The organism is Paenibacillus sp. VCA1, assembly GCF_031583795.1.
GTDB classification, from domain to species: domain Bacteria; phylum Bacillota; class Bacilli; order Paenibacillales; family Paenibacillaceae; genus Paenibacillus_AQ; species Paenibacillus_AQ albilobatus.
In genome coordinates, this window is record NZ_JAVLSX010000006.1 from 263957 (window position 1) to 280467 (window position 16511).

Annotated in this window: 12 protein-coding genes; 5 read left to right on the plus strand and 7 right to left on the minus strand. The window is 54.6% G+C overall.

What is annotated here, in order from left to right; all coding sequences use genetic code 11:
- Both RJP21_RS15755 and RJP21_RS15760 read right to left on the minus strand, forming a co-directional pair.
- Positions 1 to 1386, minus strand: a complete 1386-nt coding sequence (locus RJP21_RS15755) for a carotenoid oxygenase family protein (RefSeq protein ID WP_310860104.1) — start codon at positions 1384 to 1386, stop codon at positions 1 to 3.
- Positions 1387 to 1656: 270 nt separating this feature from the next.
- Complete coding sequence (locus RJP21_RS15760; RefSeq protein WP_373316199.1) at positions 1657 to 3225, minus strand: catalase; 1569 nt, start codon at positions 3223 to 3225, stop codon at positions 1657 to 1659.
- Positions 3226 to 3523: 298 nt separating this feature from the next.
- On the opposite strand from RJP21_RS15760, the gene RJP21_RS15765 reads away from it, so the two are divergent.
- The 4 genes from RJP21_RS15765 (at position 3524) to RJP21_RS15780 (ending at position 10301) form a co-directional block, all read left to right on the plus strand.
- Positions 3524 to 3973, plus strand: a complete 450-nt coding sequence (locus RJP21_RS15765; RefSeq protein ID WP_397386223.1) for a MarR family winged helix-turn-helix transcriptional regulator — start codon at positions 3524 to 3526, stop codon at positions 3971 to 3973.
- A 63-nt stretch (positions 3974 to 4036) separates the two neighbouring features.
- Positions 4037 to 4525, plus strand: coding sequence for a VOC family protein (locus tag RJP21_RS15770; protein WP_310860107.1), 489 nt, complete (start codon positions 4037 to 4039; stop codon positions 4523 to 4525).
- A gap of 1 nt (position 4526) precedes the next feature.
- Positions 4527 to 4913, plus strand: coding sequence for a VOC family protein (locus RJP21_RS15775; protein ID WP_310860108.1), 387 nt, complete (start codon positions 4527 to 4529; stop codon positions 4911 to 4913).
- Positions 4914 to 5294: 381 nt separating this feature from the next.
- A complete protein-coding gene (locus tag RJP21_RS15780; RefSeq protein ID WP_310860109.1) occupies positions 5295 to 10301 on the plus strand; it encodes a rhamnogalacturonan lyase family protein in 5007 nt (1668 codons plus the stop codon).
- Between the two features lie 94 nt (positions 10302 to 10395).
- On the opposite strand, the gene RJP21_RS15785 is transcribed toward RJP21_RS15780, so the two are convergent.
- From RJP21_RS15785 to dapA, 5 genes are all read right to left on the minus strand, one after another.
- Positions 10396 to 10866, minus strand: a complete 471-nt coding sequence (locus RJP21_RS15785; RefSeq protein WP_212947687.1) for a DinB family protein — start codon at positions 10864 to 10866, stop codon at positions 10396 to 10398.
- A gap of 269 nt (positions 10867 to 11135) precedes the next feature.
- Positions 11136 to 11960, minus strand: a complete 825-nt coding sequence (locus RJP21_RS15790) for a phosphoenolpyruvate hydrolase family protein (protein ID WP_036714086.1) — start codon at positions 11958 to 11960, stop codon at positions 11136 to 11138.
- 47 nt (positions 11961 to 12007) lie between these two features.
- Entirely contained in the window at positions 12008 to 13219 is a 1212-nt protein-coding gene (locus tag RJP21_RS15795) for a Tm-1-like ATP-binding domain-containing protein (protein ID WP_310860110.1), read from the minus strand.
- A 134-nt stretch (positions 13220 to 13353) separates the two neighbouring features.
- Positions 13354 to 14544 carry a phosphoenolpyruvate hydrolase family protein gene (locus RJP21_RS15800; RefSeq protein WP_310860111.1) on the minus strand — a complete coding sequence of 397 codons (1191 nt, stop codon included), beginning with the start codon at positions 14542 to 14544 and terminating at the stop codon, positions 13354 to 13356.
- An 85-nt stretch (positions 14545 to 14629) separates the two neighbouring features.
- Positions 14630 to 15514 carry a 4-hydroxy-tetrahydrodipicolinate synthase gene (dapA, locus tag RJP21_RS15805; RefSeq protein WP_310860112.1) on the minus strand — a complete coding sequence of 295 codons (885 nt, stop codon included), beginning with the start codon at positions 15512 to 15514 and terminating at the stop codon, positions 14630 to 14632.
- A gap of 111 nt (positions 15515 to 15625) precedes the next feature.
- On the opposite strand from dapA, the gene RJP21_RS15810 reads away from it, so the two are divergent.
- A complete protein-coding gene (locus tag RJP21_RS15810) occupies positions 15626 to 16504 on the plus strand; it encodes a LysR family transcriptional regulator (protein WP_310860113.1) in 879 nt (292 codons plus the stop codon).
- The last annotated feature ends 7 nt before the right edge of the window (positions 16505 to 16511 follow it).

Below are 16511 nucleotides of genomic sequence, written 5' to 3' on the forward strand. Positions count from 1 at the left end.
TTATACCCCTTCCTCTTCATTAAATAATTCATTCGTGTACAAACCGTGAAACCCATACGGAATATGATGCGGGACGACGGCCCTGCCAAGCTCTTCAAACGTAACCGCATCAAGCGCAAGCAGGTAGGAGCTTCCGCCATCGCCGTCCAATACGACGGACAAAATGACGCCATCGTCTTCGCTTGAAGCTTGGGGCGTGGCCACAAACACGGGCTCCCCCGGATAATGACCTTCCTGAAACCAGGTTTTTGCCGTTCCGAAGTGCGTATCCACCTTGACCAACTGATTCTCTATGCTTTCGGGACGATTCCGGTTGGTGCTGGTACCATAGGCGTATCGGTATTCCGCTGCGTTCGACCAGCGATAATGAATCCCTGGAAATTCCATCGTTTCCTCGGATAAGCGTTCAACGGCCGCCACGGTTTTCCCGGGCGACAATCTGAACCGCAGCATCGCCGGCTGATTGGAGGGGTTATACGCCAATTCGCTCAAATGCCCGGGATTGATCGAGCCCATGGAGATTTTTTTCATCGCACACGCATCAATAAAAATGTCGCCTTGCTTTTCGTATGCATTGATCAGATGGAACGAAAAGCAAGAATCGCTTTCGAAAACACGTTCAAGCTTGCCGCTGTTCTTGCCGACCACGAGAAAACGGGTTCCTCTTTCAGGCATCCAGTGCATGCTGTCCGCGATCGATTTCTCGCCTTGCATCAATTCGAGTGGATTGAAGATCAACGGAAATTCCACGAGGACGATATAGTTTTCCGTCATGGCAAAACTGTGCATATACGCAGGCGCCGTCGTCTCCACCGTGCCGATCAGCTTGCGGCGGCGGGTCCCATCAGGCATCCCGTACACATGATAGGAACAAGTTCGGCCGAACTGGACCGTGAAATTAAACAAGCTTTTGCGGCGAAAATCGTAATGAGGATGAGCCGTTGTGTAATGTGCGGGCAGGTCGTCCTCGTAAGGGAGAACGCCGATCGTTCCCAGTGAGCAAGGATCGAAGGCGACGATGTCGGGCGATTCGGTCAGGGCTGCAAAGTGATGGTCAATCCGGGTGACGCTGACATTGGCGTTATAGCCTTTGGCCCCGGAAGACGAAGGGGAGGCGAATCCCGATAACGTCTGCCCGTTTGTCATGGCCCGATCGTAGGCCGGCGTACGCAGAAAACGATTCGAGTACGTCACGCAGCCGTGGTCAATCGCAAATTTATGAATCATTGCGAGTCCATCGAACAGATGGCTTTCCATAAACTTGGCCGGTCCGTTCCGGAATAAAGTTCCCGACAGCCATTCCGGGAAGATCCCTTGAATATGAAGCGGCTCCCGTTCAAGCTCTTGTTTCAAATCGGTAAACAGCCATTTCGATCCTTTGCTCAACCTGGATCATCCTCTCCCATTGATTTTTAAACGTCATACTTGTTTGCTGCTCGTAATTATTCGGCAAAAGCTTCAACATACCTTCGGTAGGTATCTCAAATTTTACATACCTACCGAAGGTATGTCAACGGTTTTTGAAAAATTTTTTTGCAATCCGCATTTGGATCGCTCAAAAAAACAAGCTAACCATGCGCGGGGATTCCGGGGGAACGTTTGCGCTGGTTAGCTTCAGTTTTGCTGCCGTTCTATTTTTCGTTCACGTCAAATTGCTTAATAGGAATCACTCTCGTGGCCTTTACGCTCCGCTTCCTTCACCGCCTCGTGTGTTCCGGTCGCACCTAGCGGGCCGTGGTCATTGCTAGCCCCATGCCGCTTGAGTCCTTCGGCAACGCGGCGCCCGTAATCCGGGTCGCATTTTGTCAAATGCTCGATCATCTTGTTCTGAATGACCGGTTTGCAGGAAGAGAGACCGTTCACTAGATTGCTGATCAGCTCGTCTTTTTCGAAATCGCTGAACGCCCGGTACGTTTCCCCTGCCTGCTTGTAATCATTCGTCCGGTCGATGCTCTCGCGCACCAGCTTTCCTTCGACGTGAGGCGTATAGTCGGCGCTCGTTCGGGCTGCCTCCTGCAGCCCGTTTAACGAAGATGGCTCGTAATTGACGTGCGGGTTTTGGCCGGGAGCCAGGTCCACATGGTACGTCATTTGCCCGTCGCGCTGGTTGGTCGCTACGCGCTTTTTCGGCGCATTGATCGGCAGCTGCAAGTAGTTCGCGCCGACGCGGTATCGTTGGGTGTCGGAATAGGACAACGTGCGGCCTTGCAGCATTTTGTCATCGGAAAAATCCAGACCGTCCACGAGAACGCCGGTTCCGAACGCCGCTTGCTCGACCTCCGCGAAATAGTTCTCCGGATTTTTGTTCAGCACCATCCGCCCGACCGGAAGCCACGGAATTTGCTCTTTCGGCCACAGCTTCGTATCGTCCAGCGGGTCAAAATCCAGTTCCGGGTGTTCGTCGTCGCTTAAAATCTGCACGAACAGCTCCCATTCCGGATAGTCGCCGCGTTCGATCGCCTCGTACAAATCCTGCGTCGCATGGTTGAAATTTTTCGCCTGAATCGCTTCGGCTTCCTTCTGGGTCAAATTTTTGATGCCCTGCTTCGGCTCCCAATGGTATTTGACGAGCACCGCTTCCCCCTTGTCGTTCACCCATTTGTAGGTATTCACCCCGGAACCCTGCATTTGCCGGTAGTTGGCCGGAATCCCCCATGGGGATTGCACGAACGTCACCATGTGCAGCGTTTCCGGCGAGTTGGAGCAAAAGTCGAAAAAGCGTTCGTTGTCCTGAATGTTCGTCACCGGATCGGGTTTGAAGGCATGGATCATATCGGGGAATTTGATGGCATCGCGGATAAAGAAGATTTTCAGGTTGTTGCCCACCAAATCCCAGTTGCCGTCTTCCGTATAGAATTTGACGGCAAATCCTCTCGGGTCGCGCAGCGTTTCCGGGGAATGCCCGCCATGTATAACGCTTGAGAAACGGACAAAAACGGGAGTTCTTTTGCCTTCCCCCTGAAATAGCTTGGCCCGGGTATATTTCGAAACCGGCTCGTCTCCCACCTTCCCGTAGGATTCGAAATAGCCGTGCGCGCCCGCGCCACGGGCATGCACCACCCGCTCCGGCACGCGTTCCCGGTCGAAATGGGTGATTTTTTCGATGAATTGATAGTTTTCAAGAGTCGCCGGTCCGCGGTTCCCTACCGTCCGAATGCTTTGATTATTGGTTACCGGATGGCCCTGCCTTGTGGTCAACGTCATGTCGTCTTCCCCCGTGCCCATCCGCCGGTCCAGCGCGTCGCCCGAGCCCGTGACCGAAATTCCGTGTTCCGATGGCTTTTGTTCGTTCGTCATAGGTCGCTGTCTCCTTAAAAGCAAATTTTTGCCCTGCATATTTTCGTCAAAGGTAGATTTGCCCATTGGATTTCTTTTTATACTGATGGAATGCGTCTCCCCTTTCTCCTCAAAGCTTATGAAGTCTGTGGGTCTTCGGCCGGCCATTGGAATTTGCCTATTGACAAATGAGGATCTGCATCGCTATGATCTAGTTAGAATTCTAACTAGTTTGGGGTGCATGATCGTGACGGAGCGAAAATCCGAGTGGAAATGGCAGGACGGTCCCATCGGGCGGTTGATGAAGATGGGGTACATTACGCTTCGCAAGGATGTCGAGGAAATGTTGAAACCCTTGGGGCTGACGCATACGCAGTGGAGCGCGCTGCGCATCATCCGGCAATTCCCGGGCATCACTTCCTCCCAAATCGAGCCGATCCTGATGATCGAACGTCCCAGCGTGACGAGCCTGATGAACGGCCTGGAGAAAAAAGGGCTCATCGTGCGCAAGGATCACCCTGAAGACGGCCGGTTCAAGCTGATCTTCTTGACCGACGAAGGCGTGCGGACGGCCGATGAAACGGAGCGGTTTGCCGCGGACGTCGAAAACAAGGTCAAGGCTGGCTTAACGCCCGAGGAGTTCGACTCGTTGAAGAAGCTGTTGGTCAAAATGGTCGGAATATTCGAGAAGCGGTAAAATCCGCTTTTTTCGCCTAGTAGTTAGAATTCTAATTAGTTTGTTGAAAGGAGAGCATTTGAAATGGATGTATTGGATCAACATGGGAAACAACCGCGCTTTCATTGGCTCGGCTTCCATCATATCGCCTTGGTAACCCCGGATTTGGATGCAACGATTCGCTTTTATGAGGATGTTCTCGGCATGAAAGCCGGCAACATTTACCCGGCGATGAAACAGCGCGGCAGGCATTGCTTTATCAAGCCGGGCGACACCGATGCATGGGGGCTCCATTTTTTTGAATACCCCGATGCCGAAATAACCTCAAGCGCCGATGCGATCCGCCGGCTGATGGACGATCCGGGTTCTGCGGACTTGTACCGATTCGTGCCGGGAGCGCTGCAGCATATCGCGTTTGCGTTGGCTTCCGAGCAAGAGGCCATGACACTGCGCCAAACGCTGCAGCAGCAAGGCACCGTTATGACGGACATTTACGGGCAAGGCGCCATCCGCAATTTTATATTCGTCGATCAGAACGGCGTACAAATCGAAGCCGCGTGGGAGGTAGAATAACATGCGTTTAAACCATTTGAATCTATGCGTCGGCGACCTGGCCGAAGCCAAAGAGCTATTTCAAAACCTGTTCGATTTCGAATTGGAGCAGCAAAAAGGAGACGCCATGCTGGTCATGAACGACCGCTGCGGCTTCACGCTCGTCTTAAGCAACCCGAAAGCATTTGGGGGCGAAGCTCCCGTCTATCCGGAAGGTTATCACCTAGGGTTTATCGTGGATACGCCGGAAGAAGTCGACCGGTTTTGCGACAGGCTGACCGCCGCCCGCATGCATGATGGAACCCGGCCGCGCAATATTCGAGGCGGATACTCGCTATATTTTACCGCCTTGGGAGGGATCCTGTTCGAGGTGACTTGCTTTGAGCGAAAGCAGGTTACGGCGAAATAGGCTCCCTTCTCGGATGTTCACTAAGGCATTCCTCCGGGTTCGCCCGGGACGAAAAGACCGCAAACGTCGGCACGCTGGCTGAAATGCGGTCTTTTTTGCGCCTTTCTCACCGAACGATGCCGCAAAAATGTTAAACATTGAAATGTCTGATTTTTAATGAAAGAGGACGGATTTTTGCATGGGCATGACGCTCCGAACATCCTATCATTTGATTGTGCATTTGTTTTTTGCCAATTTTTGCATAAGGGGGGGGTAACTTTCAGAAAATATCCGGATCGGTTTCCTTGTTGAGGCATCATCGATATGCACCACTTTGCAAGCGCTTTCTGTCGATTGAACGCACCTGAACAGATTCCATTAGAAAGAGGGTATGACCGTTATATGCGAACTTTTAAACATTTTAAACGTCCTTTCCTCACGCTGGTCAGCGCAGCCTTGCTCCTTGCCCCCCTTCTTCCATCGGGCATTGTTCGGGCTCAGGCGGAGGTATCCGAGCTGTTGGACGGCCCGGGTGCAACCGTCACCGGCTCCGTTTACGGCACCCCTTCCCCGCTTTCCGGCGACGGGGAGTGGCGTTTTGACTTCGGTCCCGGCGCGGTAGCTGAAGGATATACGGCGGTGCCGGCGTCGACCGCGTACTCGCCGGAGTTGAAGTACGGTTTTGCCGATCCGTCCAACGTCTCCGAGGCCGACAGAGGCATCCCGGATCCGGTTCGGACGGACTTTGTCATGCCGCAGGATACATCGTTCATGGTCGACCTGCCGAACGGAGATTACACGGTGTCGCTGATCGCCGGGGACGAAGTTGAATCGACGGATATTGCAATCAAGGCCGAACTCATGCAAAAAGTGCAGCAGACCACGAAGCCTGCCGGTCAATATTTGGAAATGGATTTCGATATCGCGCTTGTGGACGGCCGGCTGAATTTGGAGTTTTCGGGAACGGCTCCGAAACTCAACGCCCTCGTCATCCGCAAGTTGCCTGAGCGTCTGCCGGGGGCGCTGCCTACGGCGTACATCGCAAGCGATTCCACCGTGCAGACCTATGATCCCTATTGGGAGCCCCAAGCGGGGTGGGGTCAAATGATCGACCGCTATTTTACGGAGGACGTGCGTTTCGACAACCGGGCCATCGGAGGCCGCAGCTCCAAAACGTTTATCACCGAAGGACGATTGGACGAAATTTTGCGGAGCATTGCGCCAGGAGATTATTTGCTCATCCAATTCGGGCATAACGATGCGACGATCAGCAGGCCGGACCGCTACGCCTCGCCGGAGGATTACAAAACCTATTTGAAAACCTACGTGCTTGGCGCGAGGGAACGCGGCGCCACGCCGATGCTGATCACGCCGGTCGGCCGCAGGGATTTTAATGCGGATACGGGCAAATTTAACGTCAGTTTTCCGGAATACGTACAGGCCATGAAGGAAGTCGCTGCGGAACTGGACGTCAAACTGGTCGACTTGAGCTCGTTAAGCAGAGCCTATTATGACTCCATCGGCCCCGAAGCCGCCAAATCGGTCTTCCTGTTTGCCGATCCCGGCGTGTATCAGGCGTTCCCGAACGGCGTGGAGGACAATACCCATTTTCAAAAATACGGCGCCATTCAGATCGCGCGGCTCGTGGCGGGCGGCATAAAAGGATTGGGGCTGCCTCTCTCCGGGTACGTCAAGGAGACCGGCGAGCCCGAAACCGTGCCCGCCAAGCCGCAAGGGCTTACGGCGGGCAGCATCAGCAACGCAGGCGCGGCGCTGAAATGGAATCCGGTAGACACGGCGGAAATTTACAGGGTTTACCGCAAACTCGAATCCGAGCCTGAATCGTCCTACGCGATGATCGGCACGACGACGGTTCCGTCGATGACGATCGGCGGCATGGCGGAAGGCGCGGTATACACGATCCGCGTGACGGCCGTCAACGGCCGCGGGGAATCGCAGCCTTCGGACGAGGTGCGGATCGGGACGAAGTCGGCGGCGTACCGGTTTGATTTCGGCCCCGTCGGTTCCCCGGTCGCCGAAGGATATACCGAAGTCAACCGCAATATACTGTATACGCCAGAGCGCGGGTATGGCCTGGCTTCAAGCGCCGGCATGGCCGACCGCGACCGAGGTAACGCCACGGATGCGCTCCGCCGGGATTTCGTCATTTATTTCGGCGGCAGCTACGAATTCAAAGTCGATCTCCCGAACGGGTCCTACGCCGTCAAAACCTACACCGGCGACTGGATCGGCTCGACGAAAACCAATGTGAACATCGAAGGCAAAGACTACGGTACCGTCTCTTCCGGCAAAGAAAACATCGCTGAAAAAGTATTCAACCAGATCGCGGTGACGGACGGCCAGATGAACCTCGTATTCAGCGGCCAAACCGCGCATTTGAACGGCCTGGAGATTACCCCGATCCTGCTTGCCCCCACGGCGCTGAAGGTCGATGAACTGGATCTTGCGGGCGATCCCGTGGTGGCGAACCTGTCCTGGCAGGCATCGGAAGACGCGGCGAAATACCGAGTGTACCGGAAAACGGAAGGTTCCGCTTCCCCCGTCTTGATCGGGGAAACGACCGAAACGGCCTTTGCCGACGCGACGGCCGATGTCGGGCAGGTTTACGAATATACGGTCACATCCGTTGACGGCGGAGGCTTCGAATCGGTTCCGTCCGGCGGACTTCGAATCGCGATGATCGACCCGAACGTTCCGGTCGCCGCTGCGCCGGACGGTTTGAAGGTCGAGGCGATTCATAAAAACGATATCGCGCTCGCTTGGAACCAAGTCGACGGAGCCCGATTGTACAACGTATACCGTGCCGACAAAGCCGACGGCGAATACGCGTTTGTCGGCCAGACCAAAACGAATTCCTATACGGACGCAACCGTGTTGACCACCATTCCTTACTACTATAAGGTGGCGTCGGTCAACGCGGGCGGCATCTCCCCTATGTCCGAACCGCTAAAAACCGAAGCCGTGACGACGTTGTACCGGGACATGGAATATTTGGACCGGGCCCCAGTCGCAGTGCGAACAGAACAAGGGAACTATATCGGCTGGCGGATGCTTGGCCTCGATCCGGACGACATCGCATTCAACGTCTATCGGGACGGCGTGAAGCTGAACAAACAGCCGATCAAGGACAGCACGAATATGATGGATACCCGCGGCAAGCCGGACTCTGTCTATAAGCTGACGACGGTGGTGCAGGGCAAAGAAAAAGCAGCCGGCCCCGGGTTTGGCGTATGGCAGCGGCAATATCTTTCGGTTCCGCTGCAAAAGCCGGGGGATGCCTATACGAAAGACGGCCAGCCTTATACGTATGTGGCCGGCGACGCAAGCGTCGGCGATTTGGACGGCGACGGCGCATACGAAATCGTGATGCTTTGGTCCCCGTCCAATGCAAAGGACAATTCGCAAAGCGGTTATACGGGCATCGTTTACATGGACGCCTACAAGCTTGACGGCACGCGGCTTTGGAGAATCAACCTCGGCCCGAACATTCGGGCGGGAGCTCATTATTCCCCGTTCCTCGTTTACGATCTGGACGGCGACGGCAAAGCCGAAGTGGCGCTGAAAACCGCCGACGGCACGGTGGACGGCCAAGGCAACGTGATCGGCGACCCGAAAGCGGACCACCGGAACAGCTCGGGGTACGTGCTGCTCGGCAACGAATTCCTCACGGTGTTCGACGGCCTGACGGGCAAAGAGCTCTCTACGGTTCCGTATGATCCTCCGCGCGGGGACGTCGGATCTTGGGGCGACACGTACGGCAACCGGGTTGACCGATTTTTGGCTGCCGTCGCCTATTTGGACGGCGAACACCCCAGCGTCATTTTCAGCCGCGGCTATTATACGCGTACCGTTTTGACCGCTTACCGCTTCCAGGACGGCAAGCTGGCGCAGCAGTGGCGATTCGACACGAACGACAAAGGTTACGAAAGCTACGTCGGTCAAGGCAACCATAATTTGTCCATCGGGGACGTGGACGGAGACGGCAAAGACGAAGTGCTGTTCGGGGCCTTGACCATTGACGATAACGGAAAGCCGCTATACAGCACCCGGCTTGGACATGGCGACGCGATGCACTTCGGCGATCTGGATCCGGAACGTCCGGGTCTAGAAGTGTTCGGCGTGCATGAACATAAGGACGCGACGTACGGGATGGAAATGCATGATGCTTCGACCGGTGAAATTTTATGGGGTGTGTTTACCGGCATGGACACAGGTCGGGGGTTAACGGCGGATATCGATCCGAATTATCCTGGCGAAGAAGCATGGGCATCGACGATTACGAACGAGCAGCACATCCCGATAACGGGACTTTACAGCGCCAAAGGAGAGCTTATCAGCAGCGCGATTCCTTCTTCCACGAATTTCGCAATCTGGTGGGACGGCGATCTGCTGCGCGAACTGCTGAACCACGATTGGAAAAGCGAGCTTGGCGCCGGTCCGGGAACGATCGACAAATGGGATTACGAAAACAAAAAAACAGTCAACCTCCTAACGGCGGAGGGCACGCTTTCCAACAATTTCACGAAAGGCAATCCGATGATCCAGGCCGACTTGTTCGGCGATTGGCGGGAAGAAGCCGTTTGGCGCTCCGCGGACAGCACCGAGCTGCGGATTTACACGACGGTCGATCCGACGGAACACCGTCTGCGCACGCTGATGCACGATCCCGTGTACCGGCTTGGCGTCGCCTGGCAAAATGTCGGCTACAACCAGCCGCCCCATCCAAGCTTTTACCTCGGGGAGGGCATGAAAGAACCGGCTGCGCCGCAGATCCGCTACGTCGGCGGACCGGAAGAGCCCGTGAAAGCCGAAGGCGTTCCCGGAAAGCCCGTCCTCTCCGACAACAACGGACAGGATACCGGCCTGTTGGACGGCGACTACACGATCACCATGAACATGTGGTGGGGGAATAACGGTACGGAATATAAGCTGTACGAAAACGGAAAGCTGATCGATACGCAGAGGCTGACGGACGACTCCCCTGCCGCCCAGACGGCGGCAACGCCGATTTCGGGGCGGGCGGACGGCATCTATCAATATACCTGCGAGCTCGCGAACGCTTTCGGAACGACCGCTTGCGAACCGCATACGGTTACCGTCAAGCACGCCGCTCCCGGCAAACCGGTCCTGTCGGATGACAACTGGGATGGCGACGGGAACTACCAGGTCACGATGAATCTGTGGTGGGGCACCAACGGAAACGTTTATCGGCTATACGAAAACGGCGTTCTCATCGACACGCAGACGCTGACTGCCGCAACGCCGCGGGCGCAAACGGCCGCCACCAAGGTGGAAGGCCGAACCCCGGGCGTGTACAAATACCAGGTTGAGCTGGAGAACGGCAGCGGGGTTACCAAAAGCGACATTCTAAAAGTGACCGTCAAATAGGAAGGTGAAGCGGTTTTTCATAAAACAAGAGACTTCGATCAAAAAACAGGGCTGCAGCCGGATTTCCGGCTGCAGCCTCTCTCTTTAAAATCATTTATTGTTTTTTTGGAGGTTGTTTCATCATAAATGGCAGATTTTCAACTCCAACCATTCTTGCATACGTAAACAATTGGCCTTTATGGTGGATTTCGTGGTCCTTTGCTGAAGCCAACCATAATCTGCCCGTACCTATAAAGCCGTTAAACTCAATTTCTTTTTCCAACTGTTCATCGTTGATCGAATTCAAATTTTCACGTGTCTCCTCCGTCAATTGCCGGACGACATTTCCGATTTCCTCCATCGTTTCGCATGGATTTATTTTTGCCGGAGGTGTAAACATGCCGTTTTTTACCGTTTTTACGAACATATCCGTTGATGTGACGATATGGGTTATTAAAGTTCCCATTGGCATTGCATTCTCCCAAGGTTTAAATCCGATGTGTTCATCGGGAATCAATGCAACCATGTCCTGCAGCACCAATCGATGCCGGAGCCATTCCTGAATATACTCCTCTACCTTTTTCACGATCCATTCGCCTCCTACATTTTAGTTGTTGCATCATGGTCATTGTATTGATCTTATTCGACGTTACGCTCCCATAATCCTGTCCGTCTGCAATGCGGCGACAAACCAAAATCATGCGCGCAAGATCTTTGCAGGCATTTCTTTTTTTACGCAGTGTGAAATAAAAAAAGCCTCGGCCATTCCATGCCTCAAGGATCGATTCCTTTTAGCATGGTAACGGCAAGGCTAAATCTGATGTATTTTTCTGTGAGGGATTCAGTCCGAGCGTTCTATTTCAAAATGTTCTTAAACGCTTCGGTTTGCTGCTTGATGCCCACCTCTGTCGCAAAACGTTCGATGCTGGAAGCTCCGAAAAATCCTTCGACGCCTTTCGTTCTGGACAGTACGTATTCCGCATCTTCCGGTTCGGCAATCGGGCCGCCATGGCACAGAACCATGATGTCCGGATTAACCGCCTTGCCCGCGTCGCAAATCGCCTGGATTTTTTCTACGCAATCGTCCAAAGTAAGCGCCGTTTTCGCGCCGATGGTTCCTTTGGTCGTCAATCCCATATGCGCAACCAAAATATCGGCCCCGGCTTCGGCCATTTTTTTCGCTTGTTCCTCGTCAAACACGTACGGTGTGGTCAGCAGATCAAGCTCATGCGCTTTGCGGATCATGTCGACCTCCAGATCATACCCCATGCCGGTTTCCTCAAGATTCGCCCGGAACACGCCGTCGATCAGGCCTACCGTCGGGAAGTTTTGGACGCCTGCAAAACCTTGCTCCTTCAGCTGCTTCAAGAAAATATCCATGATCCGGAACGGATCGGTCCCGCAGACGCCGGCAAGCACCGGCGTTTCTTTGACGACCGGCAGCACTTCGTTCCCCATGTCCACGACGATTTGGTTCGCATCCCCGTACGCCATCAGTCCGGCAAGCGACCCCCGTCCCGCCATCCGGTACCGGCCGGAGTTATAAATGATAATGAGATCCACGCCGCCGGCTTCGGCGCTTTTGGCCGAAATGCCCGTTCCCGCTCCTGCGCCCAGCAGCACGTTGCCTGCAGCAACCTCCGCTTTTAATTTTTTCAAAATTTCAGTTCTGGTTTTCATCGTATGTTTCCTCCTCCATATCGCGTTTGTTTGAGGTCGTTCTCCGGTTAGCTTTTTTTCATCAGTTCGATCAATTTTTTCGCCGCCGCCACGGCAAAAGCTTTGTCGTTGATGTCGGAGTCGAGCTCGATCAGTTCCACCGTATGGCGGTCAATCCGTTGTCTTAACGTGTTGAACAGCATTTCGTCTTCTTTCGTTCCGTGGAACGACTGGCCTTCCACGTCAAGCATGGACACGCCCTTCAGCGGAAGCATGAGCGCCGTCGGCCCCTGCGCCCGGTTTAGTTTATCCGCGATCACTTCGCCAAGCTTCCTGTTTTCCTCTACGGTCGTCCGCATTAACGTGACCGACGGATTATGTTTGTACAAATTGCGGTTTTTGAACGCAGCCGGCACGGTATCGTAAGGCCCGAAATTGACCATGTCGAGAGCACCCGTCGATACGACCTGAGGCACCTTGCAGCGGCCTGCCGCCTCAAGGCGATGCGGTCCGGCGGCAAGCACCCCGCCGACAAGCTCGTCGCACCATTCGGTCGTGGTCAGATCCAGGACGCCGTCGATGAAGCCGCCTTCGATCAGGCTTTCCATCGTTTTACCGCCGGTGCCTGTCGCGTGGAATACAAGCACCTCGAAGCCCTGCTGCTCCAAATATTCCCTGGCATAGTTCACGCACGGAGTCGTCACCCCGAACATCGTCGCGGCGACCAGCTGCTTCTTATCCGGCGGCGGAGCCGATTCGAACTGCACCATGCCTGCGATGGCATGCGCCGCGTTCGTAAAGATTTTGGTCGAAAAAGAGTTCAGCCCGGATACGTCAACGATCGACGGGAACATAACGATGTCGCTGGTTCCCACATACGGCTCGGTCTGGCCGGACGCGACGGTCGAAACCATCAGCTTCGGAACGCCGATCGGCAAACCTCGCATGCCTGCGGTAACGATGGACGTGCCGCCGGTGCCGCCGAATGACAGGATGCCGTCGAATTTCCCTTCCGCGTACAGTTTCGGAACGATCCGTTCCATTCCCCTGGCGAGCGCTTCCGTTCCTGCGGACCGGTCTTTCCTTGCGGCAATTTCCCGGATGTCCCCTCCTGCCGCCTGCGCCACTTCGTTGTTCGACACGTCGGGCGTAAACATGGGCTCGAATACGCCGCAGTGGATCGTAAACGTTCTTAAGCCAAGGTTTTCAATGACCGATTTCACGTACAAAAACTCTTCGCCCTTGGAATCGAACGTTCCGGCAATCGCAATCGTTTTCATGAAAACAACCTCCTTCACTTGAGCCTCGTGCGGCCTCCCGGATCGGGCTGCCGTTCATCCCGTTACAAGTTAAGGATACAGCGCTTTCATCAAAAAAGGATCGTATCCATGTACGATCTTTATGTATATTTGTCTTATGTTTGTCGGCGGTAGGCTTGCGGGGTCATGCCCGTATATTTTTTGAACGTTTTGCTGAAATGGACGTAGTCCGGATAACCGACCGTTTCGGCGATCCGCGCCAGCGGCAGCCTGGTGTGCTTGATCACTTCCTGCGCCTTATGGATGCGGTATTTCGCGATGTATTCCGGAAAACTGCAGCCGACCTCTTTGTTGAACAAAGCGCTCAAATGGGTGCGCGATACGTGAATCCGTTCCGCCAGCTCGGTGAGCGAAATATTGTTCATATAATGCTCCGCCACGAATTCTTTGACAAAAGCGACATAATCGTACGGTTCGTTCGCATGCGACAGCCGGTCCATCAGCTGCTTGTCCTGCTCCAGATGCCCGGTCAGCTTAAAACGGTGCGTCGTTTCCACGATCGCTTCTTCCGTCGGAATCCGCTCGAAGCTGGACCCGCCGACATACCCCATCGCCGACGTATTGTCGTACATATATTGCACATCAATGGGAGCATGCACGGGACCGCCGTAGACGAGCTTGATCGGACGCTTGCCCGAAGCGTCGCAAACATCGAAAATTTGCCGGGCGAGCTCCGCCCCTTTTTCCAGGGACAACACTTTTTTCGTGCCCATCCATCCGCCTCCGGTAACCCCCAAATGAGCGCAGATGCACTCGGCGCCCGCGTTCAGCATCAACGAGGCCTGTTCCTCGTTAAAAACGAAAGCCATCGTGAAAAGCCCCAGCTCATGCGCCAGCCTGACGGCTTCCACCTCCTGCAGATACGTCACGCCCTCTTCTTCCAGCGCTTCGCGGAACTTCCCGTCGATCAGCCCCACGGTCGGATAGTTGATGACGCCCGCAAAGCCGCTTTCCCGAATCCGTTTCAAAAAAGCTTCCGGTTCCATCGTCGGATCCGTCGCGCACAGGCCGAAAATGACAGGCGTCTCTCCCACCACGGATAAAATTTCCCTCGAGCCGAATTCCATGACCATGTCATTGCTGTTTGCGAATGGCAAAAAACCGGCGACGGAGCCGAGTCCCATCTGTCTGAATCTTCCGGAATTCAGCGCCAAAATGAGATCCGCTCCGCCTTTGACGGCGTATTTGGCCGAGATGCCGGCACCCGCCGCCACGCCGATGAGATGCTCTTTCGCCTGTATTTGTTTGTTCAACCGTTCCAATATCCGTTCTCTTCGCGCCGCCAATTCACAAATCCCCTTCGTTCGAATCGCCCGCCGGCTTTTATTTGGTCCTGCGGTCTTTATCTATTATTATAAGGGAATGTTCGGGTTATAGGTAATGGAGCCACGGCTTAAGTTCGTTTTTCAGCTGCTCGGAAATCGGCATCAGCGGCAGCCGCAGGCGATCCGAGGCGATTCGGCCCAAGCTTGCCAACATCCATTTGAGCGGAGCGGGGTTCGGTTCCCGGAAAAGGCCTTGGATCAAGGGAAGCATGGCGTCGAAGATTTGTTCGGCCGCAAAGCGATCTCCTTGTTGAACATGATTAAATACGTCGATGAAACGCTGCGTGTTTACGTTCGCTGAAGCCAATATTCCTCCCCTTGCCCCTAGCGCCAGCTTGGCGAAATAATGCGGGTCATCCCCGCAAAGGACCGGTCCGGCATTATGCCTCGTCAGCTCTCCGATCAGCTCCAGGCTGTCGGAACTGTCCTTGATGCCGATAACTCCGTCCAATTCCATGATGGCTTTTGCCGTATCCATGCTTAAGAGGACTCCCGTGCGGGAAGGAATTTCGTAGGCGATCACCGGTATTCCGACCTGAACGACGCTCCGAAAATGCTCCAAGATCCCTTCCTGCGAAGGTTTGCTATAATACGGAACGACAACAAGGACCGCGTCGGCCCCCATGTTGGCGGCGCTTTCGGTTCGATCGACGGTCGAAGCCGTATCGTTGGTTCCGGTTCCGATCACGACGGGCAAGGCCCTTTTTTTATTTTTCACAATCGTCCGCGTCGCTTCCGCCAGCTCCCGCACCTCTTCCCAGCGTACCGTCGGTGCTTCCCCCGTCGTACCGTTCACGACCAGTCCGGCAATCCCATGCTCAACCAACTGCCCCGCATAGTTTTGATACGAAACCAAATCAAGCTCCCCATCTTGCGTAAACGGCGTAACGACAGGCACGAAGACGCCCTGCAAATCTTCTCTTTTCAACATCGGGATGACCTCCTATCGGTTTGTGGCTCCAATTTACCATAGGAATTGCCATCGGTGTTATCTATAATAATCGATAAGCATTATCAATATTATTGATGGGAGTTGAAACGGATGGATTTGACTTACCTGCACACGTTTCGCGAGGTCGCCCTTCGCCAAAGCTTTACCCGGGCGGCCGAGGAGCTTGGATACGCGCAGTCCAGCGTCACGACGCAAATTCAAAAACTGGAAAAAGCCTATGACGTCCAGCTTTTCGAGCGCTTCGGCAAAGGGTTGCGCCTCACTTCCGCGGGGGAAGAGCTGCTGCGGTTCGCAGTCCAAATGCTGGATCTCTACCAACAGTCCAAAGAAAGGCTGGGCAACCAAAGCGGGGGCACCCTCTCCATCGGCACCATCGATTCGCTGGCCGCCTATTTCCTCCCCCCTTACCTGCAGGAACTCCGGGAGCGTCACGAGGGGCTGTCCGTCCGGCTGCAGACCGGCCGTGAGGCGCATATCTTCAAGCAAGTCAAAGATGGCGAACTGGATCTCGGCCTGATCCTGGACGACGAACCTTCCGATCCGACATTGGCATGGCAAACGATCCGCGACGAACCGTTGGTCCTGCTGTCGAGCCCGGAACATCCCCTCTGCCGGGAGAAAGAAATCACCTTGGAGCATTTGGCCGGCGCCGAATGGATCATGCCTGAAGAAAGCTGCAACTACCGGATCATGCTCGAAAAAGCATTAAAGCAAAGCGGGACGCCTTATGTTATCGGCCTTGAACTCGGCAATCCCGAAGCCATCAAACGATGCGTGATGAGCGGTTCGGGCATATCGCTGCTGCCGCGGATGGTCGCCGCCGCCGAAATCGGCAGAGGGGAACTGGTCAGCCTTCCCTTTGCCCATCCCGGTCTCCGGTTAACCTTGCTGCTCGCCATGCATCCCAAAAAGTGGATTTCCAACCCGCTTCGCGAACTGGTTGATCGGATCAGGCATGCTGCCGTTTAAAAAAACA

Coding starts and splice junctions, on each gene's coding strand:
- RJP21_RS15790 (WP_036714086.1), bottom strand. CDS start 11,960: ATGAAAACCAGAACTGAAATTTTGAAAAAATTAAAAGCGGAGGTTGCT.
- dapA (WP_310860112.1), bottom strand. CDS start 15,514: ATGTTGAAAAGAGAAGATTTGCAGGGCGTCTTCGTGCCTGTCGTTACG.
- RJP21_RS15795 (WP_310860110.1), bottom strand. CDS start 13,219: ATGAAAACGATTGCGATTGCCGGAACGTTCGATTCCAAGGGCGAAGAG.
- RJP21_RS15770 (WP_310860107.1), top strand. CDS start 4,037: ATGGATGTATTGGATCAACATGGGAAACAACCGCGCTTTCATTGGCTC.
- RJP21_RS15810 (WP_310860113.1), top strand. CDS start 15,626: ATGGATTTGACTTACCTGCACACGTTTCGCGAGGTCGCCCTTCGCCAA.
- RJP21_RS15760 (WP_373316199.1), bottom strand. CDS start 3,225: ATGGGCACGGGGGAAGACGACATGACGTTGACCACAAGGCAGGGCCAT.
- RJP21_RS15775 (WP_310860108.1), top strand. CDS start 4,527: ATGCGTTTAAACCATTTGAATCTATGCGTCGGCGACCTGGCCGAAGCC.
- RJP21_RS15780 (WP_310860109.1), top strand. CDS start 5,295: ATGCGAACTTTTAAACATTTTAAACGTCCTTTCCTCACGCTGGTCAGC.